General features: G+C 62.8%; 5 protein-coding genes and 3 pseudogenes. 4 read left to right on the top strand and 4 right to left on the bottom strand.

The window, feature by feature from the left end:
* Positions 1-350: 350 nt before the first annotated feature.
* From QTI04_RS31540 to QTI04_RS31525, 4 genes and pseudogenes are all read right to left on the bottom strand, one after another.
* Positions 351-5,351, bottom strand: a complete 5,001-nt coding sequence (locus tag QTI04_RS31540) for a M6 family metalloprotease domain-containing protein (protein ID WP_286619139.1) — start codon at positions 5,349-5,351, stop codon at positions 351-353.
* 26 nt (positions 5,352-5,377) lie between these two features.
* Positions 5,378-6,475, bottom strand: coding sequence for a MoxR family ATPase (locus QTI04_RS31535; RefSeq protein ID WP_286619138.1), 1,098 nt, complete (start codon positions 6,473-6,475; stop codon positions 5,378-5,380).
* Positions 6,475-7,920, bottom strand: coding sequence for a toll/interleukin-1 receptor domain-containing protein (locus tag QTI04_RS31530; protein ID WP_286619136.1), 1,446 nt, complete (start codon positions 7,918-7,920; stop codon positions 6,475-6,477). Before QTI04_RS31530 ends, QTI04_RS31535 begins: the two co-directional genes overlap by 1 nt.
* A gap of 508 nt (positions 7,921-8,428) precedes the next feature.
* Positions 8,429-8,761, bottom strand: a pseudogene (locus tag QTI04_RS31525) (integrase); the annotation flags it as partial.
* A gap of 52 nt (positions 8,762-8,813) precedes the next feature.
* Here QTI04_RS31525 and QTI04_RS34390 point away from each other — a divergent pair.
* From QTI04_RS34390 to QTI04_RS31510, 4 genes and pseudogenes are all read left to right on the top strand, one after another.
* A pseudogene (locus QTI04_RS34390) lies at positions 8,814-9,107 on the top strand (plasmid pRiA4b ORF-3 family protein); the annotation flags it as partial.
* A gap of 19 nt (positions 9,108-9,126) precedes the next feature.
* A pseudogene (locus QTI04_RS34385) lies at positions 9,127-9,189 on the top strand (hypothetical protein); the annotation flags it as partial.
* A gap of 326 nt (positions 9,190-9,515) precedes the next feature.
* On the top strand, positions 9,516-10,835 hold the full coding sequence (locus QTI04_RS31515; protein WP_286619133.1) for an ISKra4 family transposase: 1,320 nt from the start codon (positions 9,516-9,518) through the stop codon (positions 10,833-10,835).
* A gap of 43 nt (positions 10,836-10,878) precedes the next feature.
* Positions 10,879-11,013, top strand: a complete 135-nt coding sequence (locus QTI04_RS31510) for a hypothetical protein (RefSeq protein ID WP_336621920.1) — start codon at positions 10,879-10,881, stop codon at positions 11,011-11,013.
* Positions 11,014-11,125: the final 112 nt, after the last annotated feature.

The raw sequence follows: 11,125 nt of genomic DNA, 5'->3' as shown, positions 1-11,125 counted from the left end.
AAGTGGCAATGCGCTCGCAACGCTGCCCGCCGAACTATCCAGTGGAAGTTCACTCGTCAAGATGCAGACCAAAAACTTGGAACGCATTACGTTCCGTTATTTACGTGTTGACGTACTAGACAGCCCAAACACCTCGTCATGCCGAACGCAAGGGCGCGGTTGAATGACGGCTTACGATTGTCGCGCCCCAAGCATGATAGAGACGAGATTTTGCGGAGCACAGGGCTTGTCGAAAAATGCCCGCGGCCTCGATGAGATCCGCAGTCGACCCCATCTTGTGCGGGAAAGCCGCATGCTCGGATCTGTGAGGGCGAAGCCGAATGGTTGCTACTCGACCGCGACCTCAAGCCTCAGCGAGGCGGTGGACAGTTCTCAATGTGAATGCCATCGAGGGCGCGGTACCATACCGTCATCGCTTCGGCTTCAACTTCCAGGCGATCGTTGCGAAGAATTGGAGCGGCGGTCAGCGATCGGGCACCGAGCAAGTCACGAGGATGGTTTCCAGCGACGAAGATCCGTATGCCGGTTGGCCATTGGTCCAAATAGGAGGAATTCAAGGTGCCGCCGAGTTCCTCGACGCCTTGCTTTAGACGCGAAGTGAAGCTTTTTACCGACTCCCAGTATTTAGGTGGCATGTTGTCCTCCTTGCGGAGTCTCGGACTGCAGATTCGCTCGACCACGACGGTGCCGGACAAAGGCTTTCCCTTTCGAGGCGGATCGCAAACGACAAGACGAACGGCATCCTGGCCTTCACGGGCAACCGGGACGAGCTTCCATGAGGCGACGTTCGACAAGTAAGACTGGTCCAGCAAACGCTTAACTGCTTCCCGTTGATCGGCGTTGTCCTGCCGGAGGCGAATTTGGCTCCCGATGGCCGGCTTGAAGTACTGGTCCAGTTGCTGCTTGGTGAGCTGCAATGGACCAACGATGTCAGCCGGCGGGAAGCCCGTGCTAGCCACGGCACTTTTGGCATTCTCTGCTCGCCGATCCGACCTGTCATCGATCGTGGGACAGCTGAATATTTCGAACTTGACCTTGCCTATCAGCCCCGAAGCTATCGGCGGCACGGGAGGGGGAGGCAAAGGCTCGGGAACTCGTACGTGATCGCTTGCAACACTCGATGTGGATGCCGATGGTTGAGAGGCAGCAGGGAGCTGCGCCGTGGGTGATCCGTTGGTTGAGACTTCATCGATTCGCATCGAAATGGAACCATCTGGCTGCCTGCGGATTTTTCGAATTTGGTACTTCTCCACGGTCGCTTCGTCTTGGCCAAGTTCTATGCCAGGGAATGGATTCCCGGGACTACCTGAGTTACGGCCTTCGACGATGTCGTTCCTTCCGTCTGCCGACACCAGGGAAATCGTTGGCTCACTCACCCTCCACACAAGCAGTCCGGAGGCCGGGATGCCTGCATCGAATCCCTCCTGTTGTCGGTTTTCGAGGACGAGATAGTCAGATTTTTCGAGCATCAGTTTCACGACGGTACGCGAGGTCTGTACGGGCCGCAGAACCACGTCGCCGGTAGCACTCTCGATCGGCTCAACCCAACCGAGCAACAACTTCTCAGGGCCGGAAATGTGCGTCGGTCGGGCGCCGTCACCTATCCAGCGTCCGCTTGCCATCAATGACCAGTCTCCGGCAGCCGGTACCGGCTTCATTTGCTTCTGGTCGTCGAACTGGTCATGCAGACCTAGACGGTGACCGAGTTCGTGCGCGATGGTACCGATCGTCGTCATGGAGCCCTTCGCATTCACGCCCGACACGATACTGAACTCGTCGATCTCAATTGCCTGGCCGCTTGCATTCTTTGACCCGCTGGAGGAGAACTTGCTTCCATCGGCGCTCAAGCGCCAACTCGAAGACCAGATTCCCTTTTCGGATGGGGCGGACATCTCCGCTCCGATCGTGTCGTGCACAAAGACGACTGCGTCCACCTTGCCATCATTGTTCTTGTCGAGGGCGGCGAGGTCCAAGGAGAGCTCCGCCTGCGTAAGGGCCTTCCTGAACTGATCCATCCACGGAGCTGGCGATCGAAGATACGCCGAGTCTGAGGCGTCGATCTTGATCCAATCGGTGACCGTGGTCGCCATACTCAATCGTCCCCCCGAATTCTCGGAGAAGTAGGCCTTCAGCGGGCCGTTGACAAGCCGTTCTTCGAAGTCGCTCCTGCTGAAGGGCGGAGCCATGTTCTTAGAGACAGACAGCAAAACGAATAAGACGCCCAGCGGGCGGGCACCACGAGGATCGACACGCACGGCCTCGGAATGCCACAGTTCCACCCGACCGTCCGGAGTGGCAATCGCCACGGCGTTTGCGTCCGCTGTGACCGCTATGCGCGACGCTGGCGTCGGCAGCGTCTGATGCATCCGGCTGTCAGCGAGGTCGAACGCGCGCACTTGCGTTCCCTGCCGCACCCAGACCCTGTTGCCATCGGCCGCAGCCAAGAATTCGTCGATGGCCTGGGTGTCCTTCATTGGCACGGCGCGCTCAAGGCGTTGCGCGTGAAGGTTGTAGCGCCACAGGGTTACACCGCCTGTGGCCGCATCAGGTTCCCACCCCACAACGACCCGGCCACCGGGCCGCAAATCGCAGCCTGTGACGATCGGCATCGACACCGGCGGTGCTGGCGGGCTCCCGCGTCGCACGATGTGAAGCTTGCCATCAAAAACCGCCACCACCGAGCCATCGAAAGCGATGGCGGCACAGCGCAGCGTGCCCGCTGGCTGGGCGATCGGGACGGAGACCTGCGCATCATCGGTCCGGCCATTGGCATCAGGCCAGCGCAGGTTCGTTCCATCCATAGACAGAAGAGCTTGTAGACGACCCTCGCGGTCGAACAATGGTCGTCCACCCGCAGGCAGGTCTGCGCGCGCGGCCGATGCCGCTGGTTCGGCCCCCCAGGACATCGTCGCACCGGATTGCACCCTGAATGCGCCGCGTTCGGGTGCAGCGTGCAGAAACCCGGTGACCGCCCCATCGGCCTTTGACCACCGGTCGAGCTTGACGCGCGTAACTCGCCAGATCTCTCCGTTGCTATAGCCCACCATGACAGTTGGCTGCTCGCCCCCTTCTGCCACCGTCAAAGCTGTCACCGTGGCTGGCTTGTCGGCTTTGTCCAGGACTACGCGGGAATCGATGCTGTAGGGGGGCACGTAGAAGCCAGCCACCGCGGCCGCAATGGCAGCCACTACGACGATAGGCAAGCCACGCATTCCGATCGACCACAGCCCATCCCGAAAGAACAGCCGCCGTAGCCAATCGACGGCTGGTACTGCAAGCTGCGGAGGCCCCTGCATGAAGCGCAGGAATACGGCGTCCCTGTGGATACGACGCGGGCCCGGCGGCGGTAGAGGCGATGATGACGGAGGCTTCGAAGCCGGGGCGTCTCGCCTAGTCCGCCACAACGACTCCCGTGGAGGAGCACCTACCCGCAGTTCAAGGTCGCCGCCACGTCCAAGGTGCGCCTGCTCCAAGATCTGGCGGATCACGTCGCTGACCCGTACCCAGTCTTTGCGACCGAGGCGCTCCCGCAGCGCCTCACGCAACCAATTTGGCATATAGCTTTCGCGCAACCAGGGCAGCCGGACCAGTAGCGAAAGAGCCCGCGTGTAGCGCGGTCCCGGATCCAGCAATCCGGCCCCGAGGCGCAAGGTCATGCCCCAGTGCATTTCGGGATACACCGCGCACGCCTGCAGCCAGAGGTAAGCATCGGGTCCCAGGTAGTCGCGCAGTTCGCTGCACAGGCGATCGGTCGAAGTGCCTTGCGGCGCACTAGGCAGCAGCATTGCCAACGGCTCGCGCACCCAGCGTGGCGGCGCACGGTGCGCTGCCGCAGCCTCGGGTGGCTCTGCCGCCTTGCCACTGGCGTGCAACTCGCCCATGGCCATCAGGCCTTCGCCGTTGAGCGGTAGCACGGTAAAGCCCAGACGCGACAACGCCCACTCTCGGCGTCCCCACTGCGCGTTGCGAGTAGGCGTGAGCAGTACCACGTCGGCCCATAGCAGCAGCGTGTCGGCGCAGGGCAGGCTGTAGCCAGTGCCGGGGTCAAACAACGCGCCCCCGTCGCTGACAATGATGAGCCGACGATCCCGGTGGGTGATCGCCAGTTGTTCCAGCGTCAGCAGAGGCAGCGACGGCCCGCGCGGCTTGCGATCGGGCGCCGGGCCGCTCAGCAGCGTCGGATCGCCTCGGAAGAAGTACCGTTCAATGGCGACATCCCGTGCTTCGAGGGAGAGCATCAGCTCGTCGGCGAGTCGGGCCATGTGATCGAGGCTGGAGCCTTCGTCGATCAGCGCCAGGTACTCTGGCTCCACGCGCGAACCAAACACCAATCGCGGCTGGCCGGCTTTTTCCAGCGTGCCTTGCAGAGTCGCCTCTAGGTTCAGCTCCGGCGAGTGCTGCCAGCGGCGGCGTCTCAGTTCGTGACCCGCCGCGCCTGTGTCGAGATACATGGCCAATGTGCGGCGCGTGCGCGAAGACAGCTCCGTGATGCTCTGCGGAGTCTGGCGCGGCAAGCGCTGCAGCCATGCGCGACGGTGCAGCCACCAGAACATCGCCCAGGCAACCGCCAGCAGGAGTGGTGTAGCCGTCGCAACCAAGCCCGCCTGCGACAGGCGCCACGTCTGTTCCTTATGCCACTTCGGATCATCCTGTCGCGCGGGCGGACTATGTGACCAGTTGCGTTGCGCTTCGGTCGTAGGCGGCGCTGCTGGCGGGGGGGGCGGTGTCTCCTGTGCCAGCTCAACTTCAATTTCGCCTTCGGGGAGCGTCGCAAGCTGCCGTGTCGACGGTAGTAGACCTGACTTCTCCACGAGAAGGGAGGTGCCCTGTGTACCATGGTCAAGGTCGGCGCGCGACAGACGTACTTGGGCTTTCCCGTCATGGGTTACGGCCTTCTGCGGCGGGCTGGACAGCGTCACCTGCGCGCCGTTCACCAGGGTTTTGTTGTGTAGGACCTTTACCGTCACGACATGCCGGTCGTATCGATGAACCAGGCCCCATGCGATCATTCCGACAACAACCAGCAACGCCAAGCTGAGCAGCCAGCCCAGCCAGGGCCCTGCACTTGCAATCTTGGCGCCAATGGGATTGATCCTGTCGGGCTGGACTTCGGCGTCGATTGCGAGTACCTCTCGCAAGTGTCCTTCGAAGGCAGCCTGATGATCGGGTTCCGAACAGAAGATCGGTCCGAGGTACTCGGCGAGGCGACGGACATCGTCGGGTAACGCACCCATCGCGCGCAACTGCTGCAGCAGCCTTTCGGCATCAATCTCGTGCGCGGTTCCCACCTTCCAGCGTGCGGCGCGCAGGCGCTGCCCGAGCAGCCCGATATGCTGGCCGGTGATTTCCATTGGCTGGATCGAGCGGCGGGACCCGATTAAGCCTGCAGGCGCTCGTGCGCAAGCTGCCGCGCAAGGCCGAGGTCGTCTTCGGACTTCGCCAGAATGCCTAGTGAACGCACAACGATGGCTTTGGCGTCAGTCAACGTCTGCTGCGCGTTCAAGCCGCAGCGGCCTAGGTAGTTCACCCAGTCGATCAGTTCCGCAGTAGACGGCTTCTTGCTGGGTTGCCGGTCACGCAGTTGCATAAAGAACTCGACAGCTGAGTTCAGCAGCGGCGCGGTCTCGTCCTTCTTCAACTCGCGGCGCTGCTGCAGTTCTTCCTTTGCAAGGCGGGCCAGCAATCCCGCCGCGCCGGCTCGTCGCGCCACAATCGCGCGCAGCTGCTCGGGCGTGGGAAAGGGCACATGGTAGTAGACGCAGCGGCGGAGGAAAGGTGCTGGCAAGTTCTTCTCGGAATTGCTGGTGATGATGACCACGGGCTGCAGTGCGCGGTCTGCCGTAATCTGCACCGTGCCGGTGGCCTGCCGCAGGCGATCGTTCGCCTCGCGCTCCAGCTCGCGGATCTGGAAGCGGCGCTGCGCAATGGCCTCCAACAGGTCGTTCGGGAAGTCGCGCGGCGCCTTGTCGATCTCGTCGATCAGTACGACCGAGCGGCACGGGTACGTAATCGGCGCCGCACCAGCACGCCGGGCGGAAGGATAGTCCAGCGCCAGGGCCTGGAACAAGGCGGCATCCGGACGCAGCGAGCGAAGGATGGCCAGGCCCAGCGGGCCGAACGTGATGAAGTCCAGTGCGCGCTTGCCCTTTTCCTGCGCATGCGCGGAGTGGAAGCGCCCAAGGCTATCGAACTGGTAGAACAGTTCGGCGGCCAAGCTGGTGGAGCGGGTGTCGAAGCGCTCGGGCTCGTCCAGTCCCAGCGCCATCGCGACGTGACCAGCCAGACGAGTCTTGCCAGTGCCGGGCTCACCCGTCAGCAGCAGTGGCTTGCCCAGTATCAGCGCGACGTTGACGGCGGCAGCCAGGCCAGGGTCCGCCAGGTAATTCTCGGGACTCTCATCTGCAAACGTGGCTTCTATAGCGCACGGTTCGGATGGCGGCGTGGTCTCGTTCCCGAGGTAGTAGGGGACAATCATCACGTTGCTCCTGTGGAACGAGTTAGGGCGTTCGGCTCGAGCACGCGACCCAGGTGGTCGAGCACGTGTTCCATCGGCAGCGTGCGTACGCCGTCGCCGAAAAGTTCCTTGGCCATCGCTTCGCGCCCGCGAATGTGGGCACGCACCTTGGCGTGCTGGCACCAGTCGCGGATGTGATCGGCGCGAGCGGATAGCAGCCGCCGGCACAACACGTCATCGGCTTCTGCCTCCGGCGAGGTCACAGGCTCTTCGTCGTCATTCTGAAAGAGGTGTGGAAAGAGGCGCGCAAGTTCGCGCTGCGGTGCGTTCGCCGGGAGCAGCCTGCTCGGCCGCGTGCCAAGCAGGCGCTGCGCTGCCTTCGACGACAGAAGCTGCGCCCATGCGCCGCGCGTGCGTTCGTACTCGAGCGAAAGCGCGAGCACGATGCATGGCAACGGACTTTGAGATTGCGCTGAGGTGGCTTCGCGGGCAGCGCTGTCATGCTGGTGAACGCTGTATGCCGCTCGCAGTCGACGAACCAGCTTCTCGTGGTGTTCCACCCAGGCCAGTACCTGCTGTGCTCGCGTGAGTTTCACAGAACCGTGAATGAACAACAAGCTCAGCGACGTCGGTGCGGGTCGGCGGGCGAGCGTGAGCAACGCAGTCGGCCATTCGGATGTCCATGAGGCGCCCAGCGAGTTCATCAGCGCAGTCAATATATGTTGCTCGATGGTGTCCAGCGCTTCGTTGGCGAAATCGTTTAGGTGCACCGCCAAGCCATGGGGGCGCCGGCCGAACTCCCCGCTCCAGCTTTCCTTCAAGGTATAGATCATGATGCGCTCGAATAGCTGTGCATGTCCCTGGTCCGATTCGCCCAGCAACAACCAGCCCCGAGCGTCGCTGCCTGTGCGCATGACGAGGCGCTCGAACTCGGCCTCGGCCCGAGAGCGATCGCACAACAGCTCCAACCGCGCGACATCGCTCACCGACTGCTCGGGGACGGGCGAATCAGGCAGCAGTTCGCGCAGTCGATCGACAAGCAGGCGCTGCTGATCGCCCTCGAATCGCTGCCAAAGAAAGTGCGAGTTGACTTGGCCGACAAAAGCCAACGCTGGAGGCAGCGCGGTGGACACCTCTCTCGGGCTAGTGTTCAAGTAGATGGGAAGCAGCACTCGCCCGCTCCCAGGTGCGGCAGCCAGCAGTTCCTGGCGCACCCAGTCCCTTGGATCTTGCAGCCGAACGGCTTGTGCGAGCCACGGCCTGTCGATGACCGCCACAACCACCCGGCAAGCCTTCAGGGCGGAAGCGATGGTCTCTGGAAAGGGCTCGCCCGTCTGATTGGCCTTCGGGTCGAGGTCGTAGTAGTGGCTGACTCCCTGGGCCCGCATGAGGTCGGAAACACGACCAGCATCGGCCGAATAGCCGTCACTGCCACGCCGGTAGCTGATGAAGACATCGCGCGCCACGTCGCTCCTTTCGCCGCGCCGGTGAAGCACAGTCTGCGACGTCGGCACCACCGGTAAGGGCGAGCTTAACGCGGAGCGAGATGCCGGCGTCGCGGGCTATCCCCAAGAAGCGGGATGCGTTCCTCTGCGTTTGCGTGGGCAGGTGCATGGCGCGCCAAATGGGCAGCAGGAACACAGCAGGCTTCAGGACGGATTTGCCAGCAGGCTGCTCCTGTCAACGACGGTCCGCATCCCCAAGCCGGGGGAGAGTTAAGACGGACGCCCTGCGAGCGGTTCAGCTTTCCTCGTGCTGTCCAACAATGCGGGAGGGGCACCCCACAGGTCATGTAGCGATTTCACCGGCCGCTCGGGGCCAAGCAACGAGATTTTTCGACTGTAGATAGGTTCACTCGATTCGTTTGCCACGCCGCAATACAACAGCAGTCAGAGAGGCGCTCGCGGCTGTCAGCTTGGTGGACGAGTCGAACACAGTCGAAATCGCAGTTCAACAAGCGCGTTTACGGCCAGTTCAGGCTTTGTCGGAACTCTGCTTTCCCGAGTCCATCATCCGGGCAACCGCGCGGACTTGTGCCGCACCTGCGCGGAAGTAACCGGCCACAGTGTCCGTGCTGCGATGCCCGGTCATCGCCATCGTCTCCTGCAGCGGCATGTTCTGTCGACCCGCCTTGGTGACGAAACCGGAGCGCAGCAAGTGCGCCGAGAAATCATCCCCCACGCCGGCCAGCGCACACCGCGCCTTCACGATGTCTCGCACCGCCGTCCCCGAGAGCCCATCCGTGCCCAGCTTTCCGTTCTTGAGGATCCGCCGGAAGAGGGGACCCGAGGCGATTCCGCTCGCCTTGGAGAGCATCACATTCCTGGGGGTGTGCAGTGCAGCAAATTAAGCTTCGGGGATGGAAGCCGGAGCATCTTCTGGACAGGAGGTCCTGCAGCTGCGCGCAGTGCTGCGCAGCATCAGCCCGCTGATCTGGCGGCGCCTTCTGGTGCGCGGCGATACCAGCGTCGCCCGGCTTCACCAGATCCTGCAGGTCGCGTTCGACTGGCAGGACATGCACCTTCACCGCTTCGAGATTCGGGGTCGCGAGTACGGAGTCCATCAGGAGGGCAGCATCGTCTTCGACACGGACGCACACGAAGCCTTAATCGGAGAACTGAAGCTGCGGCGCCTCGAACGATTCATATACCAGTACGACTTCGGTTTTGTGGGTGCACGACGTGCGCATCGACGCCACCTTGCCTTTGGACCCGAAGCGGGTGTATCCGGTGTGCATCGCAGGCCAGCGCGGCGCTCCTCCAGAGGACTGCGGCGGTCCGCAAGCGTTCATGGCCACTCGGTTCGAGTACACCTTGATCGGTGAGAGCAGGTCCCGGCACGAATTCGATGATCTTCTCGACGAGGTGGAAGACGAGGTATGGGAAATCTTGACTACCACCCCGATCGCTTCGATCGGCGCGCAGTTAACCGCAGGCTTGCCGCGTTGGCTCCTCCATCTAAGGAAAGGTGGGTCCATGAAAGTCACCATTCAGATTCGTATCGAGGTCGCCGCGGCGCGGCCGGTCATCGTGCCGCGTCATATCATCGGGCATGTGACCAGGTGCAGGACGTCGGACTCGTTTTCGGCGACGCGAAGGCCGTCCTTGGCAAGCTCCAACAAGCGCTTGTCCAAAAGCAGGTGGATGGCTACCTATCCGACCGCAGGGCCTGTCCGCACTGCGGCAGGCCGCGAGCCTTCAAGGGCCACCACCCTCTGCGCTTTCGCACCGCGTTCGGGGATATCGACTTTCGCAGCCCCCGTTGGCGCCGCTGCCGCTGCGAGCAAACCCGGGAGGCTACGTTCTGCCCGCTCAGCGAACTGCTGACGGTGCACACGGCCCCGGAACTGACCTACCTGCAGGCCAAGTGGGCCGCGCAAGTCTCCTTCGCGGCGGTCGGTGCGCTGTTGCATGATGTGTTGCCCGTCGACCAGGGGCTGCGTCCGGAAACCATTCGTCGGCACGTTCTGGACACCGCGGAGCGACTCGAAGCGCAACTCGGCCCAGAGCAGTTCGCCTACGACGGCGGCTCTCAGCGCGAGATCGAAGCCTCGCCGGAGCCTGCCGCTCCAACCACGGTGGGGCTGGACGGCGGCTACATCCGAGGCCGCGATCGCCTGCCGGGTGCCAACGGATGCTTCGAGGTCATCGCCGGAAAGAGCATCCCGGAGGAAGGTGCAGCCAAGGTCTTCGCCTTCGTTCATCGGATAGACCGCAAACCGAAGCGGAGGCTGCGCTCCGTGCTCGAGTCGCAAGGCATCCTCCCTCGACAGCACATCACGTTCCTGTGTGACGGCGGGGACACAGTTCGTGAGCTCGGCGCGTTTGTGCACCCGCGATCCGAACACATTCTGGATTGGTTCCATGTCGCCATGCGCATCGAGCAGCTCTTGCAAACAGCACGCGGGTGGCAAGGCTCGGAAAAGGAACACCTCCTCAAGGGCATCAAGCGAGTCAAATGGTTCCTGTGGCATGGAAACGTGATCCGCGCCGACGAAACCTTGTACGACCTGCTCGAAGAAATCAACGGCGTGCGCGAGCAGGACAGGCACGCCGGGCGGCCGCCTTCGGTCGTGCTGAGGAAACTTGATCGGGCGCTGGATGAATTCGCGACCTACGTCGACAACAATGCCGGCGCCATCGTCAACTACGGGGAGAGGTACCGATGCGGGGAACGGATCTCCACCGGCTTTGTCGAGTCCGCGGTCAACCAGGTGATCTCCAAGCGGTTCGTGAAAAAGCAGCAGATGCGCTGGACGCCGCGCGGCGCGCATCTGCTGCTCCAGGTTCGCACCCAGGTCCTCAATGACGAGCTGCGCGGGTCCTTCGAGAGGTGGTATGCGGGCTTCGGAGCTCGGGACCAGGTTCCGCTCGCGGCGTAGGCCGTGGAGCAAGGATGCTGCACTGCACACCCCCAGGATTGTGATGCTCTCCACAACGGCGCGCCGGAAGTCGCGCGCGCGTGCCGACATGGGCTTCCGCTTCGTTACCGTGTCGTCCGATGCGCGCCTGCTAGCGGCGGGGTCGCAGGCGATCCTGCAGCGCATGCGGGCGCCCTAACGGCCAGCGTCGGCGCTCCGAGGAGCGCGCCGATGCGCGTCGATTGCGCGCTGCATCGTCCACCGTGTTGATGACCTAGCGATTGCCGGGCGCGGTTACCGAGAGTAATCTG

The organism is Variovorax sp. J22R115 (genome assembly GCF_030317005.1).
Taxonomy (GTDB): domain Bacteria; phylum Pseudomonadota; class Gammaproteobacteria; order Burkholderiales; family Burkholderiaceae_C; genus Variovorax.
The sequence above is the reverse complement of the archived record's forward strand: the minus strand, read 5'-3'. Positions and strand labels throughout refer to the sequence as shown.